19 protein-coding genes are annotated in these 26090 nt (G+C 57.0%); 13 read left to right on the plus strand and 6 right to left on the minus strand.

The window, feature by feature from the left end; genetic code table 11:
* Positions 1–32 precede the first annotated feature (32 nt).
* Positions 33–980: a right-handed parallel beta-helix repeat-containing protein gene (locus KJ970_03830; GenBank protein ID MBU2690032.1), complete on the minus strand. Its 948-nt coding sequence runs from the start codon at positions 978–980 to the stop codon at positions 33–35.
* Between the two features lie 91 nt (positions 981–1071).
* Here KJ970_03830 and KJ970_03835 point away from each other — a divergent pair, with 91 nt between their 5' ends.
* From KJ970_03835 to KJ970_03845, 3 genes are all read left to right on the plus strand, one after another.
* Complete coding sequence (locus tag KJ970_03835) at positions 1072–1794, plus strand: uracil-DNA glycosylase (GenBank protein MBU2690033.1); 723 nt, start codon at positions 1072–1074, stop codon at positions 1792–1794.
* 135 nt (positions 1795–1929) lie between these two features.
* Complete coding sequence (locus KJ970_03840; GenBank protein ID MBU2690034.1) at positions 1930–3453, plus strand: PEGA domain-containing protein; 1524 nt, start codon at positions 1930–1932, stop codon at positions 3451–3453.
* Positions 3454–3577: 124 nt separating this feature from the next.
* A complete protein-coding gene (locus KJ970_03845; GenBank protein ID MBU2690035.1) occupies positions 3578–4498 on the plus strand; it encodes an esterase in 921 nt (306 codons plus the stop codon).
* A gap of 72 nt (positions 4499–4570) precedes the next feature.
* Here KJ970_03845 and KJ970_03850 read toward each other — a convergent pair whose 3' ends face one another.
* A complete protein-coding gene (locus KJ970_03850; GenBank protein MBU2690036.1) occupies positions 4571–6643 on the minus strand; it encodes a thioredoxin domain-containing protein in 2073 nt (690 codons plus the stop codon).
* 385 nt (positions 6644–7028) lie between these two features.
* Here KJ970_03850 and KJ970_03855 point away from each other — a divergent pair, with 385 nt between their 5' ends.
* The 3 genes from KJ970_03855 (at position 7029) to corA (ending at position 11404) form a co-directional block, all read left to right on the plus strand.
* Positions 7029–8750 (plus strand): carbon starvation protein A, encoded by a 1722-nt coding sequence (locus KJ970_03855; GenBank protein MBU2690037.1) that lies wholly within the window; start codon positions 7029–7031, stop codon positions 8748–8750.
* Between the two features lie 246 nt (positions 8751–8996).
* A complete protein-coding gene (locus KJ970_03860; protein ID MBU2690038.1) occupies positions 8997–10166 on the plus strand; it encodes a T9SS type A sorting domain-containing protein in 1170 nt (389 codons plus the stop codon).
* A 116-nt stretch (positions 10167–10282) separates the two neighbouring features.
* Positions 10283–11404, plus strand: coding sequence for a magnesium/cobalt transporter CorA (gene corA / locus KJ970_03865; GenBank protein MBU2690039.1), 1122 nt, complete (start codon positions 10283–10285; stop codon positions 11402–11404).
* 3 nt (positions 11405–11407) lie between these two features.
* On the opposite strand, the gene KJ970_03870 is transcribed toward corA, so the two are convergent.
* From KJ970_03870 to moaC, 3 genes are read right to left on the minus strand one after another with little or no spacing between them, the layout of a single operon-like run.
* Complete coding sequence (locus KJ970_03870) at positions 11408–12637, minus strand: molybdopterin molybdotransferase MoeA (protein ID MBU2690040.1); 1230 nt, start codon at positions 12635–12637, stop codon at positions 11408–11410.
* Positions 12634–13113 carry a MogA/MoaB family molybdenum cofactor biosynthesis protein gene (locus tag KJ970_03875; protein MBU2690041.1) on the minus strand — a complete coding sequence of 160 codons (480 nt, stop codon included), beginning with the start codon at positions 13111–13113 and terminating at the stop codon, positions 12634–12636. Before KJ970_03875 ends, KJ970_03870 begins: the two co-directional genes overlap by 4 nt.
* 42 nt (positions 13114–13155) lie before the next feature.
* Positions 13156–13593, minus strand: a complete 438-nt coding sequence (gene moaC / locus KJ970_03880; GenBank protein ID MBU2690042.1) for a cyclic pyranopterin monophosphate synthase MoaC — start codon at positions 13591–13593, stop codon at positions 13156–13158.
* A gap of 269 nt (positions 13594–13862) precedes the next feature.
* On the opposite strand from moaC, the gene KJ970_03885 reads away from it, so the two are divergent.
* Positions 13863–14960: a hypothetical protein gene (locus tag KJ970_03885; protein ID MBU2690043.1), complete on the plus strand. Its 1098-nt coding sequence runs from the start codon at positions 13863–13865 to the stop codon at positions 14958–14960.
* 36 nt (positions 14961–14996) lie between these two features.
* On the plus strand, positions 14997–15983 hold the full coding sequence (locus tag KJ970_03890; protein MBU2690044.1) for a glycosyltransferase: 987 nt from the start codon (positions 14997–14999) through the stop codon (positions 15981–15983).
* 47 nt (positions 15984–16030) lie between these two features.
* On the opposite strand, the gene nadA is transcribed toward KJ970_03890, so the two are convergent.
* Positions 16031–16978: a quinolinate synthase NadA gene (nadA, locus tag KJ970_03895; protein ID MBU2690045.1), complete on the minus strand. Its 948-nt coding sequence runs from the start codon at positions 16976–16978 to the stop codon at positions 16031–16033.
* Positions 16979–17297: 319 nt separating this feature from the next.
* Here nadA and KJ970_03900 point away from each other — a divergent pair, with 319 nt between their 5' ends.
* From KJ970_03900 to KJ970_03920, 5 genes are all read left to right on the plus strand, one after another.
* Positions 17298–18494, plus strand: a complete 1197-nt coding sequence (locus KJ970_03900) for a hypothetical protein (GenBank protein ID MBU2690046.1) — start codon at positions 17298–17300, stop codon at positions 18492–18494.
* 307 nt (positions 18495–18801) lie between these two features.
* Positions 18802–19953 (plus strand): hypothetical protein, encoded by a 1152-nt coding sequence (locus KJ970_03905; GenBank protein ID MBU2690047.1) that lies wholly within the window; start codon positions 18802–18804, stop codon positions 19951–19953.
* A 27-nt stretch (positions 19954–19980) separates the two neighbouring features.
* Positions 19981–24012: a T9SS type A sorting domain-containing protein gene (locus tag KJ970_03910; GenBank protein MBU2690048.1), complete on the plus strand. Its 4032-nt coding sequence runs from the start codon at positions 19981–19983 to the stop codon at positions 24010–24012.
* 144 nt (positions 24013–24156) lie between these two features.
* Positions 24157–25479: a hypothetical protein gene (locus tag KJ970_03915; protein ID MBU2690049.1), complete on the plus strand. Its 1323-nt coding sequence runs from the start codon at positions 24157–24159 to the stop codon at positions 25477–25479.
* 69 nt (positions 25480–25548) lie between these two features.
* Positions 25549–25992: a hypothetical protein gene (locus tag KJ970_03920; GenBank protein MBU2690050.1), complete on the plus strand. Its 444-nt coding sequence runs from the start codon at positions 25549–25551 to the stop codon at positions 25990–25992.
* Positions 25993–26090 lie beyond the last annotated feature (98 nt).

Here is a 26090-nt window from a genome sequence, read left to right on the forward strand (position 1 = left end):
TTGTGCAGGAGTCTGGCGCGGGCCGTTTCGCTCTAAAGGGCAAAACCACAATTGCCGTTGCGGATGATGACATTGTGCGAGGCGTCCATCCATGAACCGCCCGTGGCCACCAATCCCCATCCTAGATTGTCATGAACTGCATTGTTCCGCACGACGACGCGGGAGTCACCAAAAGAGCCGATTCCCTTCCAGAACCCCGAGATATCATTACGGAGAATCAACGCCGCGGAATCCCAGGTAATCCCTATCCCGGCCCCGCGCCCGGCATGGATGATATTGTCGCGAATCAGCGCTGTGGCGCCCCTGTAAAGAGCGATTCCATCCCAGCCGTTGTTTTCGATCAAACAATGTTCAACTAGGATTTCCGCACCCTCGCGCCCCATGATCCCGCCGATGCCCACCACCACAGAATCGATGCGGCTCGTATTATCCCGAATCGCTACATCTATAATGGCCACATGGCTTCGCCGGACCACGATGCCCGCATCGGTCGCCTTTCCATCGGGGTTCCGTTTCCCTCCGGTAATCGTCATCGACTCGATGCGGCAGGATGGGGAATCGATGATCAGCACTCCGTAACCGGCGCGCGTCACAAGAATCGTACTGTCCCGATCCATCCCCTGGAGAACAAGACTCTTTCCGCGGATGGTGAAACCCCGGCTTGTCTCCACCGGCGTTCGGTGCTCCTGGCAATTCCCGCACAAAGCTTCGGTGAACTTGGTCACCCGCGTGAGATATCTCCCAGGCCAGATCCGCAATGTATCACCGTCGCCGGCCCGGTCGATCGCCGCCTGCAGATCATCCGGCCGGTCGCCGCTGCGGTTATCCCCAATTGTGAAACTGATCACCCCCTCCTGCGGCGGCCGGTTGCCCTGACCTGCGCCGGTGGGATGAACCTGAAGAATCGCCGCCTGCGCCGGGAGATGGCACAGCAGGCCCACTATAATGGACAGAAACGATACCCGATAAAGACGCCGCATGAATCTCCCCCCCACCTTTCACTTCACAGAGACCGGAACCGTCTGCTAGCCTAGCATGTCAGCCCCGAATCATGTCATCCGAAGGAAAGCAATGAACCATCAAAGCAAAGCAGACCCCCCACCGGCCGCTCAAGCGCTCAATAAACTGGCCCAGCGGATTATAAATTGCCGCAAATGCCCGCGCCTCTCCGAATATATCCGCGCCGTGGCGCAAGAAAAGCGCAGGGCCTATATCGACCAGGACTACTGGGGCCGCCCCGTTCCAGGGTTCGGTGACCCGAGGGCGTGCCTTCTCATTGTCGGATTGGCGCCGGGCGCGCACGGTTCCAACCGCACCGGCCGGATGTTCACCGGCGACGCCTCCGGCGACTGGCTTTTCGGCGCTCTCCATCGACACGGCTTCGCCAACCGGGCCCTCGCGCTGAACCGGCAGGATGGTCTTCAACTCAAGGATGCCTTCATCACCGCCGCCGGCCGGTGCGCACCACCCAGGAACAAGCCGACATCAGAAGAGCTGGCGGCCTGCCGCCCCTACCTCCTTGAGGAACTCGATATCCTGAACAGGCTCCGCATGATCCTCTGCTTGGGAAAAATCGCCTTCGATGCCACCCTCAAGGCGCTCGCCGATCGCGGAACACCATGGCCGGGGGCCAAACCGATCTTCAAACACGCGGCCGTCTATCAGGTTGAATCGAAAGACGTTCCGCTGCTAATGGCCTCGTATCATCCCAGCCGGCAGAATACTCAGACCGGGCGCCTGACCTCCACGATGTGGGATGGGATTTTCACCGCCTGCCGGCGTGAGTTGGATTGACGGGATGACCTCCCGGCCGGCTTGCATTAGAATGAGCGTGGAGCCGCACCATCATTCCATTTTTCAACCTTCCGGCGGCCGCGGATGGCCGGAAGCGTTTCAAGGAGCCGACTCACGATGAGGATTTCATCCAAAATGATGCGGAATTTTGCCGTGATTGTTCTAGGGGCGCTATCCCTAATCCTGATCATCGCCGGTTGCAAAGATGATCTGGCGCCGACGATGGGAACACTTCAGGTGCAACTGACCTCGAGCTGTATCGGGGGAACCGATGATGTCACGCTCTATCTCAATGGAAACGACGTCACCGCTTCGATATCAGACGACCTGTTGGAACTGCGATTGGAGCCGGGCGAGTATACTATAACAGCTGTCCCCGCTGACTCCTGTCTCACGATGAATCCCAGCGAACTGACCTGTAATGTAGAAGTGGGCCATGTCTGCAAGTACGGGATGGAAGTAATCGTCGCCTTCGGATTGACCGTCACGAGCAATATTGAAGGCGCCGCGATCCTCATCGATGATGCTCCAACCGGGAAATATACGCCGGCGACCATCAATTGCGTCAGCGCGGGTCCTCACCGTGTCGAATTGGATGTTCCCTGTTTTGGAACCGAGTCAAGACCCGGAATGGATATCGAAGCCCTGCCCGATTCCGCCGTCACCGTAGATATCATTTCTCCCTCGCTCACGATTACAAGCAACGCCCCTTGCGTAGATATCTATTTTAACGGTGAATCGACCGGATACCAGGTCGGCGCCTTCCTTCCCTGTGTCGGACCCGGCGCCCATACCATCGGGCTCGGGGTGGAGGATTCCATTCTCGTGGAGGCCGAAGTGGAGATGGGCACAGCGCCGAAGCAGGTCGTCGTCGACATTCCCGTCGTTCGCCGGACCATTCTCGAAGTTCTGGGGTGGGTCACCTGTACATTTTGTCCCATCGCCGATGAGGTCACCTGCCGACTCGTCCACGATCCGGAATTTTCAGAGCACATCCTCCGGGTGGAAGTTCATCAGGATCTGGACAACCTGGTTCAGGACGTTTTCGGTAACGATGATACGCAGTTCCGCTATGACCAGTATCCGATGAGCGCCGGCGCGCCGCTGATGGTCTTCAACGGAGGCGATTACATCCGCGGCGCTCCCGCCGGCGGCGCCGAGGCGTTGTTCGAGGCCCTCGCGGAAAAAGCCCGAGTTGAGATCGCAAATCAGGAGACTTCCTGGTTGATCATTCTCAAGGATCTTGAAGAGGTTCAGCCTTGGAGCTCCGAGCTGAACGGCGGCGAGGTCTACCGTTTGACCGCCTGCATCTCGGTTGTTTCACCGCTGGATGAGAGTATTCCTGTTCTCTACGCCTTTGCCTATAAGACCGACATCGAGTACACCAATGTTCACGACCCCGATCAGAATTTGTTTCACGATGTCGTGAGAACGATCCGCGGGCCCCTTCCGCTAAAGGACGCTCCCTATAACATGACGAATGTCGGGGATGCCGCGCAAATTGAATTGGAGTTTGAATTCCCGTCCAACGAGATCGATCACCTCCAGGCGCCCTGGCCTTTCGGCGGATACGGCATCGTAGTCTTTATCCAAACCGCCGAGGACTTCCCTGACGGCAAGATCCACCAGGCCGCCCGTATCACATGGGATAAGGAATAGAGCAGAGAGGATTCCGGTGGCTGCAGAAGGATGGATACCCGGCCTGAAAGGGCGGATTGAATCACTCGTCATAGACAGCGAGGTCTTGCAGGGCAACCCCTTAAACGATCCCACCACACGCGAGATGCTTATCTATCTTCCAGCGGGTTATGACGACTCGCCGGAGCTTTCATATCCGCTGATCACCTGTCTCGCCGGTTTTACAGGAACGGGAAGACAACTGCTTCACGACCGGCCCTGGCGTCCGTCGCTGGCGCGGATGCTGGAAAAGCTATGTGACCAGGGGATCGCGGGGCCGATGATTCTCGCTTTTCCTGATGGATTCACCCGTCTCGGCGGGAGCCAGTACAAAAATTCCGCCGCGGTCGGCCGCTATGAAGATCATATCATTGGAGAATTCCTTCCCGCCGTTCTTTCACAATACCGCGTTCTCAACGGATCCGGCCATTGCGGCATCATGGGTATGTCAAGTGGCGGATACGGCTCGCTCTGCCTGGCCATGCGCCACCCCGGCTGTTTTGGGGCTCTCGCCAGCCACAGCGGCGATTTATACTTTCCCTACTGCTATATCCCCAACTTCCCCAAATCAATCTCGGTGATTCAACGCCATGGCGGCGTTTTGGGATTCTTGAAAGCCTTCGATGATCTGCCCCGCAAGACCGGTGAGTATATCGCCGGGATCGATATGATCGCCATGTCGGCCTGTTACTCGCCGCGTGAGAACGGCGCCTTCGATCTTCCCTTTGACTTGGAGACCGGCCGAATCCGCCCTGAGGTTTGGCAGCGCTGGCTGGTGGAAGATCCGATCAATATGATTGAAGAAAAGGCCTATCAAGACGCGCTGCGCGGAATGCGGCTCGTCTACTTCGATTGCGGCGCAAAAGATGAATACTTCCTTCATTATGGGGCCCGGATGCTCTCTGAACGGTTGAAGGCGTTGGGTATTGAGCATTATCACGAAGAGTTCAACGACACTCATTCTGGAATGTCCTACCGCCCCAATTGCAGCCTGCCGATGTTATGGAATGCATTGAAGGGGGATTGAGCGGCTGTGCTCAAGGTCGGTCATCCATCGCACAATAGATAACCATTGCCCTGCAAATGAATCGCACCAAGCCTAGCGAATGATTTTTAACACCAGGCGCAATTCGTTTTCGGTCGTCACCGGAGCCCGGCAGGCATAATTTTCACAGACATAGACCGCTGATTTGCCGTCGATCAGCGACCGCCCCTCTCCGAGGGGCAATCTCTTGAACATTCCATCCGAGGCGCCGCGCGCATCGACCGGCACACCCGCGAGAACGGCATCCGGCATATACTTTTCCCAGAGAACATTGAGAAGCGCTTTCGTTCCATCAGCATCGGGCCAGCCTGTAATGACAATCTCCTGCGGTGGCGACAGGGCCATGTCAAGGGCGATGAGCATTTGGGTGCTTGACCTTGGTGACGCCTTGAGACCGGCGACGGAATACTTTAACAATTTTATCGCCCTGTCCTGGTATCGCTCATCGCCTGTCAGCCGCGCCAGTCGCAATAGATTCCCCGCCGCGACGCCGTTGCCGGAGGGGGTGGAACTGTCCTGCATCGATTTCATCCGGACCAAGAGGTCCTCGGCCGGGCGGGCTTGATAATATCCGGCCGTTTCCTCATCCCAAAGGATTCGATCCTGAACAGCCTGAAGGCGGATCGCCGCATTCAACCAGAACGGATCAAAGGTCGTTTCCCAAAGATCCAAAAGCCCGGCGATAAACATCGCGAAATCATCCAGCAGCGCGCCCCCCCCGGCCCGGCCCGCGCGATAGGTATGAAACAGGTCACCGCTCCCGGACATTTTTGTCAGGACAAAGTTGGCGGCATGAGCCGCTGTTTCAAGATACGATTCATCATCCATGATCCGGCCGGCCCGGGCGAAGGCCGAAATCATCAGGCCGTTCCAATCGGTCAGGATCTTGTCGTCGAGCCCCGGGCGGGCCCGCCGGCTTCTCGCTTTGAGAAGTTTCTGCTTCCACCCCTCCAGTTTCTCCGTAAACTCTTGTTGTGAAATCGCAAGCGCTTTCGCCATCTCTTTAACCGGTTTCACCGGATGGGGTATCGCCTTCCCCTCCAGATGCCCCTCGCGTGTAATGTCAAACATGTCGCAGAAGTGATGGCCGTCTTCCCAGCCCAGGGTATTGATGATCTCATCCGGCGTCCAAAGATAGAACTTGCCCTCTTCCCCTTCGCTATCGGCATCCAGTGTCGAGTAGAATCCGCCCTCAGGGGAGGTCATCTCGCGCCTTATAAATGTGAAAATCTCGGCTGCAATTCTTCTATAGTCTTCATTACGGGTGAATTGGTAATACTCGGCATACATCCTCGCCAGCAGGGCATTGTCATAGAGCATCTTCTCGAAATGCGGGATGAGCCACTGTTCATCGGTCGAATACCGATGAAAGCCGCCGCCGATCTGGTCATAGATCCCGCCGGCCGCCATATGATCCAACGTCGTTGTGAGGATGCGCATCAATTCGACATCCTTGCCTTTAACAAAACGACCGAGCAGAAATCTCTGGTCGGTCGCATGAGGAAACTTCGGAGCATTGTCGAATCCGCCGTGGATCTCGTCGAAAGATTTCTTCAACGAGGAGACGGCGCGTTCGACGAGGTTGGGGCTGAGCAACGGATCACCCTCTCCCCCCCTGCCGCCGGCGAGTGTGAGTTGTGTCGTGATCTGGGCGGCGAGGTTCTCCACCTGGTCGCGCTTCAGGTGATACGTCTCGGTCACCGCCTTTAAAACATCCGGCCAACCAGGCCGTCCATAACGGGCGTCGGGCGGGAAATAGGTCCCGCCATAAAAGGGTTTGAGATCCGGGGTCAGAAAGACATTCAAAGGCCACCCGCCGCTGCCCGTCATCATTTGCAGGGCGCTCATATAAATTTGATCGAGATCGGGTCGTTCCTCGCGGTCGATCTTTATACAAACGAACCAATCATTCATCATCTGGGCGATTGCGGGATTTTCAAAAGACTCATGCGCCATCACATGGCACCAATGGCAGGCGGAGTATCCGATCGAGACAAGAATCGGTTTGTCCTCTCGGCGGGCTTTCGCCAAGGCTTCCTCACCCCAGGGCCACCAGTCGACGGGATTGCCGGCGTGCTGCAAGAGATAGGGGCTTGTCGCCTCGGCCAGATGGTTCTTCCCACTCATTCGGTGACTCTCCTTTTCTCCCGCGCTCACCTTATAGGAGGATGCGGCGATTTTCAGCGGCCTTCCTTCTTCTGACGAGGGGGCGTCCCGGGTACTGTTCCGCGCCATCATGGCCGCGGCAACGACAAGGAGCAAAAGCGGCATCATCCAGCGGAGCGTCTTCATCCGACCCCTTTCAATTAATGAGATTCGATCTCAAAACCCTACTCGACCCGTGCCGGTTCCGCAAGGCGGGAAAAGCGAGCCAAATTTCTTGAAAGATGCCCCGGCGAAGGTTAGGGTGGAGTGGCGTAACCGCGCGGGGGGGTGCGACCTACGCCTTTTATCCGGCGTCATCGCCCCGGAGGTTCACCTTGAACCTGAAGTCTCTATTCTGGAGAGAAAGATGGCTCCTGTCCTCATTACATTGATCTGCTTCGTTATCTATCTGGCCGGCTACCATCTCTATGCTCGGTATCTTGCCCGCCATCTCTTCGAGCTTGATGCCACCGCCAAAACTCCCGCCCACACCATGACGGATGGGATCGATTATGTTCCCACTCGCAAGGGCGTTCTTTTCGGTCATCATTTTGCCTCCATCGCGGGCCTTTCCCCCATGTTGGGCCCGGCGATCGCTGTTATTTGGGGATGGGTTCCCGCCCTCATCTGGATTGTCTTTGGGACCGTGTTTATCGGCGCCGTTCACGACTTTTCAACCCTCGTCGTTTCCATCCGCCGCCGGGGGACAAGCATCGGCAAGGTCGCCGAAGATATCATGGGACCGCGGGCGAAAAGCCTCTTTCACATTATTATCTTCTTTCTCATTTCTCTGGCGATGGGTGTCTTCGCCTATATCGTCGCCACCCTCTTTTCCTCACCCATGCCGCCGGCCGCGCCTTCGAATGTACAGCATCCCGAGGCGGTCGTTCCGACGGCAAGTCTCATGATTCTTGCCGTGATCGTGGGATTCCTGGTTTATAAGAAGCAGGCTCGGATCACTCCGCTGACAATCATCGCATTTATCATCATGTTGATCGTGGTTGTGCTCGGCTTGGGAATGCCGATCCTCGGTGTTTCAAGGATACGCTGGACCACTGTTCTGCTGGTCTATTGCTTCCTCGCATCCGTCCTGCCGGTCTGGCTTCTCCTGCAACCCCGCGATTATCTTAACTCGCTCCTCCTTTTCCTGGGACTCGGCCTCATGTACTTGGGTTTCTTTGCCACACGCCCAAGCTTTGCCGCACCGGCATTGCAGCTGCACCCGGAGGGCGCCCCCCCGCTCTTCCCCTTTGTTTTTATAACGATCGCCTGCGGCGCGGTCTCGGGATTTCACGGCCTGGTCAGTTCTGGAACGACGGCAAAGCAGCTCAATCGGGAAACCGACGCGCAATTTATCGGCTACGGGGCGATGATCGGCGAATCGCTGTTGGGCCTCATCGCCGTCCTGGCCTGCACCTGCGGATTTGCCTCCATGACGGAATGGTCGACACATTATGCCTCGTGGAATGCCGCCGAGGGGTTGGGTCCGAAGATGGCCGCTTTCATTTCCGGCGCCGGCACCTTTCTGGGATCTGTCGGCATCCCCCGCCATTGGGGCGAGGCCTTCATTTCACTCATCGCCATCTCCTTCGCCCTGACCAGTATGGATTCCGGCACGCGGTTGCTGCGATTCAACCTTAATGAGGTCGGCGACACCCTGGGGATCTCTTTCCTAAAGAACAGATACATCTCCTCAGCGCTTGCCGCCGGCGCCATTGGATTCTTCGCCCTGCTGAAGGTTCCCATGGAGGTTGGGGGCGTTATGCAATACCATCCCGCCGGATTGGCGTTGTGGGCGCTCTTCGGCACAACCAATCAAATCCTCGGCGGATTGTCATTGTTAGCCGTGACCCTTTATCTCTGGCAGAAACGCAAACCGATCGTTTATACATTAATTCCTATGATCTTCATGCTGATTACGACATTGATCGCCATGGTGCAAAACTTGGGCGGCTACATCCGCGACGGCAAAACAACTCTGGTGATCATCGGCGGATTGATATTTTTCTTCGCCGTCTGGCTGGCCGTCGAGGCGGTCATCCGGCTGGTCCAATACTCCCGGGGGAAGGTGCCACCCCTCTCATTCTGAGGAATCCACCTGAGAACCCTATTTAAAAACCCGTGCCGGGAGGTGATTCTTGAGAAACCGGCGCTGACACGGGCTCTGAGACAATCATCGCTATCCGTAGGACTTGCCGGTTTTCAGGTTGCGATTGGGTCATCTCACCCAGACGATTCACCGTAAATCTCTGTCCTTCTTGTAATTCCACCTCCAGAAATGTTACAATGCTTGTAAGATAAAGGCACATGGGAAGACAAATTAAAGGAATGCAGCATGCTTAGCCGAATGAAGGTCATCGCGGGAGCTGTCCTTGCCGCAATGTGGTTCGCCTCACCGCCGGTTCCGGCTCAAGAACCGCCGGCCCCGGCCGATCTCGGCGCTTTGACCGTCGTCCTCGAAGATGTTCACGGCGTCTTGCATACCGGCAGCACCGATTCTGCGAACCCGATGGTTGTCGAAACACCCCTGGGAGAGGGCATCGTTCATTTCGGCCGGGCCTTAACATTGGAAGAGTTTGAATATGTCTGGTGGACCCTGTTGACACCGGGCGGCGCTTTTCAATATATCAATCCCTTTGATATTAATGTGGCGCCCGACCGATCCTGGGTTCAGATTCTCGAGTTCGAAAACCTCCGCCCCTGGGATGACATCTTCGGCCCGGGAGATCTTTCCGTCGATCCTTCCTGGTTTGAACCTCATGAAGCCTTCTTTCACTTTAAGCACACCTTCACCGGGATTACCTGGATGGGATCGGCCTGCGAACCGCTGGGCATCAACGATCCGACGGATTGGATCTGTTATGGACAGGGATTGACCGGGAAAGACACCTCCGACCCGCCGACGTCCTACGAGCTTCTTCCCGCATGTCCGAATCCGGTTGAATCGGACGGGGTTGTGCAGATCCGCTTCGATGTGCCCGAATCTTCCGAGGTCTGGATCCTGGTTATCGATATTGAAGGCAATGTTGTTCGGACGCTCGTCGACGGCAATTTCGACGCCGGCCATTATTCCGTTCATTGGGATCTTCTCGACGGTGTCGGACTGCCGGTTCCCTTGGGGATCTATCATGTCCTATGGGATAAGGGCTGGGTTTTGATCTGCTCGGGGGATATCCAGATCACGGAAGGATCATCCTCGGTGGATCAAACCATCCTGTCGCCGCCAGTCGTCATCACCACGGCTCCGAATCCTTTTACAAAACCAGCCGGCGCCAATATCACATTCCGGGTTCAAGAACCCATGAAGATCGCTCTTTCGATTCATGATGTCGCCGGCCGGCGCATCCGCACCCTTCTAACACCTCAAGATGTGATGGCCGGAGTGCACTCCACCATCTGGGTCGGTAATGACATGAATAACGAACCGGTGACCGGAGGGGTTTACTTCGTCAGGCTCGAGGCCGGCGGGCGCATTTGGACGAAAAGGATTATTCTGCTGCGATAGATCCATCATTTGCTTTCTCCGCCCGATCCTTTACTCTTGTTCAATAGAATCATCATTATTGAAAGAACAGAATCAGATCGTCTCTTTGCTTCATTGCGCCGATTCAGGGAGGGATCATGCACTTACCGCATTTGGGACACTCGCACCGCAAAGTGGTTCCAGGAACAGCGGCCGGAACGTTCGTCATCGATCCGGAAACCCCCAAGCCGACCATACAGCTCATGGCCTACAACCCGGACACATACGAGGAGCTTGAGATCGAATCGCTTGACCAGATACAGGACTACCTCGGACGTTTTCCCGTCACCTGGGTCAATGTCAATGGTCTCAGCGATTCTGAATCTTTCACGACCTTCGGGAATATGTTCAACCTTCATCCTCTGGCGATGGAGGATGTTGTTAATGTTCCCCAACGCCCCAAGGTTGAGGAGTTTCAGGTCCAGCTCTTCATCGTCAGCCAGATGCCGACATTGGGCCATGAGCATCTGAAAGAGCAACTAAGCCTGTTTCTCGGCAAGAACTATGTTCTCACTTTTCAGGAACGGCCGGGTGATTGCCTTGATCCGATCCGGGCGCGCGTCCGGAAGGGCGGACCAAGATTGAGGAATGCCGGACCCGATTATCTGACCCACGCCATTCTCGACAGAATTCTGGATACCTATTTCCCCTACCTTGATGAATATGGAGAACAACTATCGGCCCTTGAGGAGAGATTATTCAGGAATCCGACCAAGGCTGATTTGCACCGGCTCCATCAGCTGAAACGAAGCCTGGAGCCGTTGCGATATATCCTTCTCTCGTACCGTGATGTTTTCATTTCACTCTCCCGGGATGAAACCCCCTTTGTCACCGAGACGATTCATTTCTATTTGAGGGATTGCTATGACCACACGCTGCAATTGATCGATTTGTTGGCCAATTACCGCGAAACCTGCTCCAGCCTCATGGACCTATATCTTTCCAGTGTCAGCAATAAAATGAATGAGGTGATGAAGGTTCTCACCATCACCGCGACAATCTTTATCCCGCTTACCTTCATCGCCGGCATCTACGGAATGAACTTCGACCCCGGTGCGTCACGGTTCAATATGCCTGAACTGGGGTGGTATTGGGGATACCCCTTCGCCCTGACATTGATGGTGATCGTGGCTTTGGTGATGATCTTTTTCTTCCGCAGCAGGGGGTGGCTTGGCGGATCCGTCGGCCCAGATGACGATGACGCTGATAAAGAAGAATAGGAATTACCCGCCCGCCTGCAAATCACCCCATAGCAGCACGGGCACCTCTTCACCCACCTCGATCCGCGTCTGCGATTCGACACGAATGAGGGCATTGACGCCGATCAAGGTGCTCAGGCGATGCGATCCCTGCCGCGGAATCGGACAAACCTCCACACCCCCGCGGGAGGAAGTGAGGCGCGCCGTGATATAGGCGGTCCGTGTTCCGGCCTCCACGGGCGACTCCATCAACTTCGCCCGCAACCATGGCAGGCTGGGCGTCTTGCGGCCTTCCAGGCGATCCAGCGCGGGTATCACATAAAGAAGACTGCCGACCAGGGCCGAGATCGGATTGCCGGGAAGTCCGCAGGCGTAGGCGTTCTGCCGGCCTTCCCGATAGGCGGTAAGGATCGGTTTGCCGGGTTTCTGCCGCACACGCCAAAAGATCTCGCTAAACCCCGCTTCTTGCAGCGCCGCGCGCACCAGATCATACCGTCCCATCGAGACACCGCCGGTCGTCACGGCCAGATCGGCCGGCTGAGCCTGCGATGGATTAAAGACCGATTCCAACCAGCTCCTTGTTTGATTCAGACCGTCACCGACATGCGACGCATGACTCAGCACGGCGCCCCGGCGCTGATACAAACGGCTCAGCAGAATAAGACTGCTGTCGCGAATCTGTCCGGGCGCCGGCGTCTCCTCCGGAGGAACCACTTCATCACCCGTCGTTAAGAGAGCGACCCGCGGCCGGCGGTAGGCCCTCAACCTCAAAATACCGGCGGATGCGAGGGAAGCCAGCTCGCCGGCGCCGATGACGGAACCCTCTTTAACAATAATGGCGCCCTGCTTGGCGTCATCCCCGGCGGGACGGATCGATTCCCCTGGCTTGGGTGGTTTAACAATTATGATCTGATCACGGGTCTCGTTCACATCCTCGACACGAACCACCGTGTCGGCGCCGGACGGGATCGGGGCGCCGGTCATAATACGGATCGCCTCACCCGGCTGCAGCTCAACATTGCAGACTTGGCCCGCAGCGACCTCTCCGGCGACCTTTAACGATCCCAACGAAAGATCTTCATGACGGATGGCAAACCCATCCATCGAGGAATTTGAGAAAGCGGGAGTATCTTGAGGAAAAACAACCGGCGCGGCGGCGACACGGCCGTATGATTCCCGCAGGGGAACATCCTCCGTGTCCAAAACAGACAAAACTGAGAGCCACATCTGAATGGCTTCGTCGACAGGAATCATGCGGAGATATCCCCACGGCAGACCTGCACGGCATGCATCAGAATCCCGAGAACCGGATCGAGATTTTCGCGAATGGCGCGGGGCCGGCCGGGCAAATTTATAATCAGAGTTTTACCGCGGATTCCGGAGATCCCGCGCGAGAGCGCCGCTTTGGGCGTCGCTTCCAGGCCGGCGCGGCGCATCAGTTCATCGATCCCGGGTGAGGGGCGTTCCAAAACCTCCCGTGTCGCCTCCGGGGTCACATCCCTGGGATGAAACCCGGTGCCGCCGGTTGTAAGGATCAGATCGACCTGGCCGCGGTCGCACCATTGCCTCAGTGTATCTTTGATCATCTCCCGCTCATCCGGCACAATGCTGGTGAGGATGACATCCCATCCCATCTCTTTAACAATTTCCTGGATATGCGGCCCGCTCCGGTCCTTGCGTTCACCGCGCGCCGACCGGTCGCTGACAGTCAGCACGGCGACCCGCATCAGATCCTTCGACATCGCCACCTCCACCTCATCCCTTGCACAATTTCAGCGATCGGCGCGCCAATCCCCTGATCGACCACCCACCTTTTCGAGCAGGCGGAACGGCCCGAGTTTTATCCCCCGCTCCAAGCCCTTGACCATATCGTAGATTGTTAAAGCCGCTATTGAGACCGCCGCCATCGCCTCCATCTCGATTCCGGTGCGCGACGTCGATCGTGTCTCCGCCAGAATCCGGATCCGGTGCGAACTTGGATCCTCTTCAAAACGCAGCTCGACATGATCCATCGCGATGGGATGGCAAAGCGGTATCAGCTCGGAACATTTCTTTGCGCCTTGTATCCCCGCGATCCGCGCCGTGGCGAAGACATCCCCCTTGGCGACGCCATGTTCCCGCACCTCTTCAAATGTCTTCGGGGAAAAGGTCACAAACCCCTCCGCCAGCGCCCGGCGCTGAGTGACCGCCTTGTCCCCGACATCAACCATACTGGCCCGTCCCTCTTGATCGATATGGGTCCAGGCCCCTTCTCCTGTTCCAGTATCCAAGACGCGCCTCCTTCTCCATCGGGTTGAGTTCCCTCCGGTAGAATACCCACCGCCGCCGGCTTCCTACAACAGGAGGATTTCAGGTTATTCACCCTAGTAATTGTGAGATTATTGTTCCGAAGGGCTGCCCATGGCCTCTTTTGAAAATATAGGAGGGATGGAAAGCGCCTCGCGCCGATGGGATCGCTTCCGGATCGAAGGGTGAACCGGTGAATTCACGCGAACGGATACTGACAGCGCTGGACGGCGGGGAGCCGGACCGGGTGCCGCGGGCCCTCTCCTGCTTCACCGTCGATTTCGAGGATCTCGTCCCCGCAAACCGGCGGCGCGATGACCTTGTCGATTGCCGCACCATTTATTTCCCCGCCTCGAAAGAAGAGGAGCAACTCTTCCGCCGGGCGGTCCCCGTTTCCCCCGACACCCGGCTGGGCACACCGTCACAGATTTCGACTTATACACAGTGGAACTACTACCCCGAGGATGTGGCGCAACGCAATCCGCTGGCGGAAGCCAAGACGCTCGACGAGCTGAAACAATTCCCCTTTCCCAACGCGAGCGGACCCCATCACGCCAAGGGGTTGATGCGCCAGGTCGATGATCTGCACGCCAGGGGACTCGCCGCCGGCGGCAGCCTCCCACACCTCGGTGGTGAGCTCTTTGAGGGCGCCTGGCGCCTGCGCGGGTTGGACAATTTCCTCATCGATCTGGTCCGTCGGCCCGACATGGCGCATTATCTTCTCGATCGTCTAATGGAGCTGGCGCTCCGCAACGCCGAAGCGTTGGCCAAGGCCGGGATTGATTTGCTGACACTCGATGACGATGTCGGGATGCCGGGAACGATGATAATCAGCCCCGCAACCTGGGATGAGTTCTTCAAACCGCGGCTTTCAAAGATCATTCAGGCGGCGCGATGCTTCCACCCGTCCTTGCGTGTGTTGTATCACAGTGACGGATATTTTGAGCCGATCCTCGAGGGCTTGATCGAGATCGGCGTCAATGCGATCCATCCCCTGCAACCGGAACATATGGATGCCGGGCGCATCCGCGGGCGATTCGGCTCCAGCCTGGCCTTTTGGGGCACCGTCGGACGGCAAACAACCTTCAGCTTCGGCACGCCGGATCTGATTCGCCGCGAAGTGCGGGAACGGATCGACACGCTCGGCCGCGCTGGACTTATCCTCTGCCCCGCCTATGATATCGATGAGCCGGATATCCCTTGGGAAAATATCGCGGCGTTTTTGGAAGCGGTTCATGAACATGGAAGGCCGCAGGCGCCGCCGGGATCCACACGGGTCGAGAGAGAATGACCTTATTCAACCTCTCGTAATGCCGATATTCGATTCATGAGTCATCACGCTATCACAATCGCCATCGCCGCCTATAATTCAGAGGCTTTCATCACCGACGCCTTGGAAAGCATCCTCGCCCAAACCCGCCGGCCGGATCAGGTTGTCATTGTCGATGACGGATCCAAGGACCATACCGCCCGCCGGATCCGGGCTTGGCGCCGGCAACATCCATTGCCGCATGGGCTGCGGGTCGAACTGATCGAGCAAGAGAATCGCGGACTTCCCGCGGCCCGCAATCAGGCCATCCTGCGGGCCGATTCCGATCTCATCGCCTTATTGGACGCCGATGACCTTCTCCTGCCCCATCACTTGGAAAAGCTCGAGGAAGCCTTCCGGATCTTCCCGGATATCGTCTTCTGTTTTGGTGACGCGCGTCTCAGAGAAAACGGCGATCTCGGCCTGCGTTTCCTGGAAGGCAAACGCCTGGATATCGTTGAATTCGAAGAGCAGGAGGGATTTCGCATCCTTGGTTCCGGTCTCTATGAATCATTGATAGAGGGCAGTTACATCCCCACCGCCAGCACTCTCTTCCGCCGAAAGTGCTGGGAGGATATCGGGTTCTTTGATGAAGAGATCCCGTTCTGTGACGATCGAGATTTCTGGCTGCGGCTGACCCGCGCCGGACGTTTCGCCTTCTGCCCTATGGTACTGGCCGAAAAACGCCGGCATGAAGAGAATATGACGCATTCGAAGAATCTGTTGCGGCTGCGATCATCACAGTTGAAGGTGATTCTGAAAATGTTAAATCAGGCGGATGCGATGCCGCTTACGGATCACGAACGGCGCGCCACGGTGGAAGCTTTGGACCATCTGGTGAACGGGTTGCTCTATTCCGCATCCCGGCGGGGATGGCGGGCCTACTGGACAACCGGATCATCCCTGCCCAACAACTATAAGAGACTGATGCTGCATCCCCGGCGCTGGCTCCCGGCGGTCGCCGCCCAGCTGGGGTTTATCCGGCAAGATGAAGCAGGCGGATAGTGCCGATGTAAAACAGAGGCATCGCGACCGATCAACGCTTCAAAACCCTATTTCGAAATCTCCAGCATCCTTTGAATGGGAATCAAGGCCCGGCGGCGGATCTCCTCGGGCACCTCGATCTCCGGCGTCCTGTCCCGCATGCAAAGATATAGCCGCTCCGGCGTGTTCTCGCGCATGTAGGGGCACTCGTTACAAGAGCAGGAGTCGCTCGGCCCCGGGATAAATATCTTGTCCGGCGCAAGCTTCTTCATCTGGTGGATGATGCCGGGTTCGGTCACGACAATAAACGCCGCCGCCGGCGACGCGGCGACGAATTTCAACAGACTCGACGTCGAACCGATATGATCGGCCAGATTCAGAACCGCCTCGGTGCACTCGGGATGAGCCGCCACCTTTGCTTCGGGATGGCGGATCTTGAGCTGTACAATCTGCTTGGCGCTGAAGGTTTCATGCACTTCACAGGTGCCGGGCCACAGGACCATATCGCGGCCCGTCTGCTTGATGACATACCGGCCCAGATGCTGATCGGGCGCGAAGACGATCTTGCGATCCGCCGGAATCGATTGCACAATCTTCACCGCATTACTCGATGTGCAGATGACATCCGACATCGCCTTCACCTCGGCGGAGCAGTTGATGTAGGAGATGACAACATGATCGGGATGCCGGCCGAGAAACTTCCGGAACTCATCGGGCTTGCAACCATCCGCCAGAGAACAGCCGGCGTCGAGGGAGGGCAACAAGACCTGCTTGTCGGGATTGAGAATCTTCGCCGTTTCGGCCATAAAATGGACCCCGGCGAAAACGATCACCGATTTTGTCGTCCGGGCGGCTTCCTGCGCCAGCGCGAGGCTGTCGCCGACATGATCGGCCACATCCTGAATCTCCCCCTCTTGATAGAAGTGAGCGAGAATCACGGCATTTAGCTTCTTCCGCAGTTTATCGATCGCATCAAAGAGATCGAGCTTCGGATCGATCGGTGTGGTCGTCGCCATCAAAAACTCCTCAATTTCAGGAAATCGGGATCAAACCGGCCGCCGCGCCTTACAGGGCATCTTACCCCCGCCGACGCATGCCGTCCAGGCGGGCTCACCCCCCCCATACCCTGAGGAGGAGCTGAGATTCCATACTCCCGGACCCCGGCGCCGCTAAAGCGGAGTGGGTGAAATGACGAAATATCTAGTGGGGTCCGGAGGGGATTGAGTTCACTTCTGTGCCGGGAATCGTTGGATTGTCTATCACAGGTTATTCACGGGAGTTAGAGCGATGAATCGTCGATATTCAACAGCCCCTCCGGGCGCCTTCAGAATTTCAATGAATCTGATATGGGGATTTTTGCCGGCGCTGGCTTTCATGCTGGTCCTTTATTTGGGATGCAGTATCAGCGGGGATGGTGGAACCGGCCCCGGCGGGAGCGGCAAAACCGAGTTGGAGATCAAGAATCTTGCGGTGAAAGATATCACCGACACATCCGCCGTGATCACCTGGAACACGACAACCCAAACGGTGGGCACGGTTTGGTACTCCACCGATTCCTCGGCAATGAATGCAAGCCGCCTCACCCCTCTGTCGACCATGCATAATCTTCCGATAGAAGATCTCATCTCCGAGACAACGTACTTCTTTGACGTCGTCGCGCAGGAGCCGGGGGGTGACCAGGCGAAGGAGAAGGGGAACCTCTTCACGACGGCGCAAGCCGCCTGGATGAACGATTCGACACCCCCGATGTTTATCAGGGCCGCCATCGAGGGAGTGACAAGCGGCAGCGCCCTCCTGGTTTGGGAAACCGACGATCGCTCCTGGGGAAAGGTCGAGTACGGTCTCACAACGGCGTACGGAACGATAATCACTGAATCGATGACGCCGGAAAAAGTCTACTATAACAATCACAGTATGATTATTTCCGATCTGGCGGAGGATACCGATTACCATATTCGCGTGGAAGCAGCCAACCGCCGCGGTCTCACCGCGAACAGCGCCGACATACCCTTTCGAACACTATCGCGGCCGATCCTCTCGATCTCACCTGATACAGTCATTGTAGAAGCCGATGAGATCTTCACCGTCGCCCTCCATATAGAGAACGCGGTCGATATCGCGGGGCTGGCGACGCAGATCTCCTATGATTTTGCCCGGCTCCAATTTATACAGGAACCGATGCAGTGCCCCTGCCGGTTCAGCGGCCCCGACTCGAGCAACGTCTGCGCGGGACCTTTCTTCTGTGAACAGGGCGGGCATATCATGATGCCCGATCCGATCGGAACACTGGGAAAGATAAAGATTGAGGCGAGCTGGTACCTGACAATGGTCGACTTTATCCCGGTCGGCACCGAAGCGGACGGCGGCGGCGATATCGCCTATCTCCGTTTCCGCGCCCTCTTGCCGGGAACGGCGACCCTCGGCTTCAGCGAGCGCGACGGCGACCAGGACGGCAAAGACGATACCCGGTTATTGGATTACAATAGGCTCCCGATCTCTTTCCGGCTCGAAACCGGAACCGTGATCCGCTAACGATCCATCTGAACCCATCTTTAAAACCGAGACCTCCGGCCGGTTTCAATCACTGAATTGAGACCGGCCAATCTTTTGTCGCAGTTGCTTCAGAATCGGCCGGATGAGGCAAAATGCGGCCGCCGGGAAAGGGCGCGAAGGCCGAATCATTTTCCCACAGGTCGGCAAATCCTTCCTATGTCATCATATAGCCTCTCGTAACCCCTTGCCCTGATTTCCCTCCGCGGATGGCACATGCTTTGCAAAATGCATTACCGGTGAACTTCCCCAAACCAGGAGGACCAGAATCTCAAGGGAGTGAGACGATATGACACAACACCGCGTACTTTTGTTTCTTGGAGCCGGAGTGCTCGCGTTCATCTTCTCATGGGGCTGCGGCATTTCCGGCGACGGAGACATCTCACCCGGCGATCCGACACCGGGTACATTGAGTATCAAGGATTTTAACGTCACGGATATCTCCGACAGCTCCGCCGTTCTCACTTGGAAAACCAGCGGCGACGCGATGGGTATCGTCCGTTATTCCAAGTCCTCTACATTGGTCAACACGGCCAGCCGCACAACTTCGATCGGCGCCAATCACATCGCCTCGATCATGGGTCTGGATCCTGAGACGACCTATTATTATGAGGTAACCGTCACCGACCCCCGCGGCCGGCAGGATCAGTTGACGGGGCAATCCCTTCGAACCCTGCCACCACTGGCGCTCAGCGACTCGACGGCGCCCAACATCACCGACTTGCATATCAAGGGAATCACCAGCAGCAAGGCCCTCATCGAGTGGCGGACGGATGATCACACCTGGGGCCAGGTCTTTTACGGGTTAAGTACAAGTTATGGGTTCATCACATCGGAGCCGCTGTCTCCCAAGAGTTACAACCGCGGGCACAGCGTTATTCTCACGGAATTGACGGAGAATACACAATATCACCTCAGCGTCGGCGTGAACAATATGCCGGGCCTTCAGAGCTTCAGCGAAAACTTCCCGTTCCGAACTCTGGCCCGCCCGACCATCTCATTCTCACCCGACACCATTCATGCGGGCGCCGACGAATTCCAAATCGCCATCCATATCGAGAATGTGGAAAACCTCGCCGGGCTTGCGATCACCATCGCCTATGAGCCGGCGAAAATGGAAGTCATCCGACTTGAACAGGGTCCCTTCTTCTACGGAAACAATCCCTTTCTTTTGTTACGGGATCAGACCGCGGGAATCGGACGTTTCAGATTCGACGCCAGCTGGGGTCTCATCATTGAAGATGACGAGCCGATCGGCACAAAGGCCGATGGCGGCGGCGATATTGCTTACATGATCTGCAAGTCCATCGCATCCGGAACGGCTTCACTTATCTTTATCACGGCCGACTCTGACGGAGACGGCAAGGCCGAAACCCGGTTGCTGGATCACAATCGCTTGGAGATTGACTACCACAGCGAACACGGTTTTGTGATCCGTTAAATGGGAACCCAAATGGAGATTAATGCCATGGACGGCAAAATTTATAAACAGTGTGCTCGTGTGGTTGTCCTCCTCATAGGTCTGCTGTGGTCGGGGCAAGGGCTAGCGGCCCCGACCTACACAGCAGTCATCGAGTGGAACGGCCCCTACTTCAACGCTATTAACGCAGCGGGTCTTGATCAAATGGTGAACAATCCCGTCTCCGACATTCCCTTTCAGGGTTCCAAGGGGATCGGTGCGCGGTATGCCGCTGACGGACGCAAGATGGTCTATGTCTTGGACGGCGGTAATGACCGGATCCAGGGTTTCGAGGTCAGCGCAACCTATGTCATTGATGACTCGGATAATTTCACATTCCAAGCGCTTGGTGTGACGCCGGCGGCCCAGGAATGGGACACCGATCAGATCGTCCTGGCCGAATACGGGGATCCGGCCGCAAACTGGGTCATCCCCTATACAGAGGTCGTGATCATTGATGGAACGACTTGGGGATGGGTCGCTAACCTCACCGGTTTCACAGCCGCCGATAAAGTCTATACGATCGATTACGATGACGCCTCCGCCGCGCCGGAAGTGGTGCTGCCGGCGAACTCTCTGTCGTCCACGAGCTCTTTTGAGATTCGTTACCTGGTGACGGATTATCAAGGCGGCGGCACGGCGGCCTTCGGATTGGGCGACCTCGACTACGGTAATTCCTCTGGGGCCTCGGTTGCGCTTGTCGAGTTCGATGAAGCCACCGGCGGACCGGCCAGTTTCCAGGATCTCGCCTCCATCATGGTAGCCCAAAATGAAAACACCGCAACATCAGATGACATCTTCGTTATTGATGAAGCGGACAACAGCGGCAGCCAGAATGAGGAGTTCTTTGTTTATACGGTGACGGCGGCCGGTGTGGAGTCGTACCAACAGGCGTATGACGACGTCCTGACGAATCCGACCGATGTGTATGTGGCCTGGAGTGGAGCCAGTGTGATCGCGGCGCAGGCGGCGGTCGGCGGCGGCGCGACGTTTTGGGATGACGCGGGCGGCGCTGCGGCGATCACTGATCCGAATCAAGTGACAGGCCATACCTACCGGGCGACCAGCGCGGGCGGCAATGTCACGATCACCGATCTCACGACAAACCGCGTCCTGGTTTCATCAACGGCCTACGCCAACCTCGCCGATCCGCTGTTGGTCGTTCCTGGCATCTCCGCGGATATCCCCGCGGCCGATCCCGGGGCGGCTGATTACGACTGGGCGACGACCGTATCCACGATCAACCATTACGCCTTTATCGCCGATGCCGGTGCGAATCGTATCAAGGTTGTCGAGATCGGCAATTTCGCCTGGGCCGGCGATGAGCTCCCCGGCGACGCGAAAACAATGACGGCTCAACCGGCGGGCGCCGGACTTGTCGGCGCGACGGCCGACGTAGAATACGATTTGACCACCCCGGGAACCGTTCCCGACAATTGGGTGACTTGGACATTGACCGCTCCGATTAAAGAAGGCTCGCTCGATGAAATGACACTCGATCCCGACGGGACGCCCGCAACCTGGACCCGGATTGACAATCTGCAGACCGCGGGTCCCGGCGACCAGGTTTATGAGTTGGATTGGAGAACGGGGCAGATCACTTTCGGTGACGGCGTTCACGGCGAGAAACCGGCCGCCGCCACCGATATCCGATTCACATATACCGTGACGCCGGATGTCCTTCGCTATGGCACTGTCGGCAGCGGCAATGGACAATTCAGCAATCCGCACGGGATTTGCGCGCGTTGGAACTCGAGCTTGGGCTACTATGATGTCTATGTGGCTGATTCGGGTAACGACCGGATTCAAAAGCTGGCCTTCCACCCGCCCGAACCGGCCCTGCAAATCCCCGCTTACATACAATATGTCACCCAGTGGAGCACCGCCTCCTCGGGATCCGATGACCTCGTCACCCCCTGGGATCTGGATGTTGAGGATGACGGCAGCGGTGATGTTTATGTCGCGGTTGTCGACGCCGGCAATGATCGCATCGTGATCTATCATGATGTAGAAGCGGAGGGCGGCGGGGGTGCCACCGCTCCATCATACAGTACGTCCTTCGGCTCGACCGGCAACACACTCGGTGGTTTTGTACAGGCCGAAACCGTCGATCTCGTCGACAACGGAGCTGTTCTGGATGTTTATGTATCGGACGGCTCCAGAGACCGCGCCGTGAAGTTTGAAGCGGCTCCGGTCCCGACGATCGCGCTGACCTTTACGGGCGCAAGCGCCCTGCCGACGAGCTTCCCGCCCTCTTCATCTTATACATTCACCTTCTCAACACAGAATGCCCCTGACGGCGGCTGGGTCGATTTCTATTATGATACCGCCTCAACCTTCGATGCGGGCACGGCGGAACTCTGCTTCACTGCGGGAACGATATCTCCATCGGCCGGCACGACCGGATGGACTTTCTCGGCTTCACCGTCGGGCACACCGGCGGATGGGACCTACTACCTCTACGCGATCCTGCGCGACGGCCTCGGCGGCCTCACCGCTCAGGATCAATCAGCGAGCACCGAATTGCTGACAATCGACAGCGCTCTCACGACCGCATTGGCCGTGCGGGATCAGCGGGACGGGGACAAGGCTCTGCTCTTCCAGAACAACATGGAACAGTCGATTGAGATGCGTTTGATCTATCCCGACAGTGTTGTCGGCGCCTCCTACGGTGGAACCTTCCCCGCCGATTACCTTCAAATTGAAGGGATCGCACCGGGGAACGCCTGGGCGGGAACCGGCTACACCGACCTGCTCTTTAACAGCACTTATGACAATATCTCCGGGACCTATCTCATCTCGGCATCCGTCACCGGCGCGCCGACCGGCTTGAACGGCGCCGGCCCCTACGTTGTCGCGACGGTCCGGATGAAGGCGAAATCCACCGCCGTGACCGAGCAAACCCGGATCCAATCCGGATCGGTGGCCTTGAACACGAATCTCTCCCAGATAACCGATATCAACGGCGATGCCCCGATCGTGTGGAACCGGTACGCCCTCGACGCCAAGGTCGCTTACCTCGGTGATATCGCCAACACAACAGCAGGGACCGACTCGACCGTTCCCGTTCAACGACCGAATCCCGATGGGTATATCAATTTCGCAGATCAGATTGCCTTCACATTAGGATGGAACGGTGAAAACGGCATACAGGATCCGATCGCCGATATCGGCCCTGCGTCCGGATCGGCCCCCAGTTTGATTCCGGCGCCGGACAACAGCTGGGATGTCGACGATCTTCTGTCCTTCAGCACCCAGTTCTCCTGGTTCGCCTCTAAGGGTTATACAGGATCGCAGACCCTCAGCGCTTCTTGGAATCCTGCCTTTATGCCCCTGAATGATCCAGTGGAAGGCGCCGCCGAAATTAACGCTCGCTCCGATATGGAGACGGGGATCGAACCGATCCAAACGGTCGAGATCGTCGCCAGCCATGTTGAAGGATTAATGGGCGCCATGATCCGGCTCAGTTATGACGATTCGCAGATGGAATTCCTCGGCGCCGAGGACGGCGGTTTGCTGGGTCGCAGCGGCGGCTATGTCATGTTCCACACAATCGAGGGAGCAGGCCGGGTTGAAATCGACGCCACCCGCCTGCATCCGGAAGATCCCGGTGTCGACGGCGAGGGTGTTATCGCACGTTTCCATTTCAGAGTATTAAAAGGGAACGAGGCGCCCTTGATGATGGCTTACGACCTGAGAGATAAGTGCAACCATGTCATTGCACGCGGAGAAAAGGATCTCGCAGGAACATCGGAACCGGTCTATCTCGCGGCGCTTTATCAAAACGTGCCGAACCCGGTCCGCCCGACAACAAGCATCACGTATGCCCTGCCGCGGCAGGCTGACGCCAGGCTGGCCATCTATGATGTCCGGGGCCGGCAGATCCGTCTGTTGTCCGAGGGACCGCATACAGCCGGTTACCACACCATTGTCTGGGATGGCCGTAGTGACATGGGTGAACGGGCCGCCAGCGGCGTCTACTTCTATATGTTGAATACGGAAGAGATCCGTATCAGCAGGAAACTTTTAGTCACACGGTAATTCTAGGGGGCGCCGGTGCGGGAAGTTCCCTCCTCCCGTTCCGGCAACGCCCCCTAGCGGATAACCACCGCAAGTGGCACGGCCCTTGCGATGATAGCGTGGGGATGCATGGCCGTCGTCGAAGGGATGGCCAAAGGGAGACAGATGAGGATCGTTTGGATCGCAGGTCTTATCTTGTTGTGCGCAACAAGTTACACATATGCGGCAACATCCATTTGGCCGGTCCCGGCCGATGGTGACCTGAATCATCTGGCCTACGCCGATGGTCCGGCGCCCGGCGAACTTTTCCTACGATACCAGTACGACCAGGAAAAATCTTCCGCCCCGACCTTTGTGACCAACAGGTTTTCAGCGCTCTATGGGGTTACACATTGGTTGGCTGTCGGCGCTTCCTTCCCTTTCCACGAGCAACTGCTTGGGGAGCTTCACAAGCAGGGCCCTGGAGATACCTCCATTCAAGCGAGGCTTCACACTTGGCTCAGCGAAGACAGTGAAATCAGGGGAAGCCTTCGTTTCGCTCTCAGCCTTCCAACAGGGTTTGACGAAGAGAAGCCGCCTCTGGCCGAATTTACAAGCCGGACACACGATCTTCTCGCCGAGGGATCCCTTCAATGGAAGAGTTCACTCGTTAGTGTCATGTTGTCACCCGGCCTCTGGATGCCGGGAGGCGATAAATCGATGGCCCTGACGGGCGGCGCCGGCGTCGATTGGTACGATGGACTGCCCTTCGGCTTCGCGTTGCGGGGGGAATATTTCTCCCAATACAACCTTACCGATAAGGATTTCCAATCAGAGGTTTTTGGCGGTATCCGCCACTCCCTTTTTTGGGGATTTGGGTTGGAGTTCGGTGTTAACCGGGAATTGCTTTCCGGTATTGAAGCGCCGACAACGATGTCATTCCGCTTCAGCAAGGGCCGGCAGACATTGGTGCGGGGCTTCGTACCATATCGACCGGCTGACAGGTTCATGACGGTAATCCTCGAGTCCCCGGCTCAAGAGGGAACAGGGAAGGATCCCAACGGTTTTCTGGATATGGTGAAAGATCGGCTCCTGGCTCAACTTTCACAAACTCCGGAATTCCGAGTTCGGTCAGCGGCCGATGCCGCTGCTCTTGGGAGCGGGGAACCGGTCGTCACGGTGTCGACGAATCTTGTGGGGATTTCTGAAGGCAACGATCGAGGCCTCAGCATCCCGCATATCCTTTCGTCACCCCGGGCGACAATCAATGTAACGATGAGGCTTATTGTTAAAGACGGAATCTATGGGTCTACCCTCCATGAGACCTTACTTCACAGCAAAATCCGGCGAGGAATGGGGATGGAACTCCTACCGATCGGTTCCGATGAGGACCGAATGGTGCCGCCGCCGGAAGTTCGCCGGGCGCTCATGGAAGAAGCCGCCCGGCGAATCGCCATCGATGTGGAGACGGAGCTGTTAGGTGTTCTGGCGGTAGTGGAGGGTACTTAGGAAGGCCGCACCGGTGAGGGTGGCCGATCTTTAATCGGAACTTTCACAAAACAGGAGGTGAATAGGCCTGTGAGTCATACCAGCAGAATGACAAAGATAACAAGGTACAATGGTGCTGACGGGAAGAGACCCCGATTCGCCCGTCTCTCCTTTTGGGGGGTCTTGTTCGGTCTTCTGACCGTTGCGGTGATCCTCCCATCCTGCAAAACCGGTAACGACCCCGTGAGTCCGCAAACCGGAATTCAGCTGCAGCTGGATGTCATGCCCCTTTTGCTCAAGGCCGACACCCTCAGCAGCTCGACCGTTTGGGCGACCCTCAAGGTGAATGGTGAGCCGGCGCCCGATAGTACAGCGGTTTATTTTCTAGCCTCTCCCGGAAAAATCGACCCGGTCGCCTATACGAGGGATGGGCTGGCGGTTGTCTCCTATCGCAGTGTCAATGAACCGGGGATCGCGATCATCGTGGGTCAGGCACTGGCCATTCGGGATACGGTGCGGGTCACGCTTTATTAAAAAGAAAGGCGGTCACCCGAACTTCCACTTAGAGCCTGGCCGCGTGGCTACCAAGTTTCCCTACGGGTGACCGCATTTCCGACAACAGGCTCTTGGGG

The sequence above is a fragment of the Candidatus Eisenbacteria bacterium genome (assembly GCA_018831195.1).
Lineage (GTDB): Bacteria > Eisenbacteria > RBG-16-71-46 > CAIMUX01 > JAHJDP01 > JAHJDP01.

Bases quoted from the DNA above. Each gene is read 5' to 3' on its own strand.
- KJ970_03840 (MBU2690034.1), top strand. From the start codon at position 1,930: ATGATGCGGAATTTTGCCGTGATTGTTCTAGGGGCGCTATCCCTAATC.
- KJ970_03870 (MBU2690040.1), bottom strand. From the start codon at position 12,637: ATGATTCCTGTCGACGAAGCCATTCAGATGTGGCTCTCAGTTTTGTCT.
- KJ970_03905 (MBU2690047.1), top strand. From the start codon at position 18,802: ATGACACAACACCGCGTACTTTTGTTTCTTGGAGCCGGAGTGCTCGCG.
- KJ970_03860 (MBU2690038.1), top strand. From the start codon at position 8,997: ATGCTTAGCCGAATGAAGGTCATCGCGGGAGCTGTCCTTGCCGCAATG.
- KJ970_03890 (MBU2690044.1), top strand. From the start codon at position 14,997: ATGAGTCATCACGCTATCACAATCGCCATCGCCGCCTATAATTCAGAG.
- nadA (MBU2690045.1), bottom strand. From the start codon at position 16,978: ATGGCGACGACCACACCGATCGATCCGAAGCTCGATCTCTTTGATGCG.
- KJ970_03900 (MBU2690046.1), top strand. From the start codon at position 17,298: ATGAATCTGATATGGGGATTTTTGCCGGCGCTGGCTTTCATGCTGGTC.
- KJ970_03855 (MBU2690037.1), top strand. From the start codon at position 7,029: ATGGCTCCTGTCCTCATTACATTGATCTGCTTCGTTATCTATCTGGCC.
- moaC (MBU2690042.1), bottom strand. From the start codon at position 13,593: ATGGTTGATGTCGGGGACAAGGCGGTCACTCAGCGCCGGGCGCTGGCG.
- KJ970_03910 (MBU2690048.1), top strand. From the start codon at position 19,981: ATGGACGGCAAAATTTATAAACAGTGTGCTCGTGTGGTTGTCCTCCTC.
- KJ970_03830 (MBU2690032.1), bottom strand. From the start codon at position 980: ATGCGGCGTCTTTATCGGGTATCGTTTCTGTCCATTATAGTGGGCCTG.
- KJ970_03850 (MBU2690036.1), bottom strand. From the start codon at position 6,643: ATGAGTGGGAAGAACCATCTGGCCGAGGCGACAAGCCCCTATCTCTTG.
- KJ970_03915 (MBU2690049.1), top strand. From the start codon at position 24,157: ATGAGGATCGTTTGGATCGCAGGTCTTATCTTGTTGTGCGCAACAAGT.
- corA (MBU2690039.1), top strand. From the start codon at position 10,283: ATGCACTTACCGCATTTGGGACACTCGCACCGCAAAGTGGTTCCAGGA.
- KJ970_03835 (MBU2690033.1), top strand. From the start codon at position 1,072: ATGAACCATCAAAGCAAAGCAGACCCCCCACCGGCCGCTCAAGCGCTC.
- KJ970_03845 (MBU2690035.1), top strand. From the start codon at position 3,578: ATGCTTATCTATCTTCCAGCGGGTTATGACGACTCGCCGGAGCTTTCA.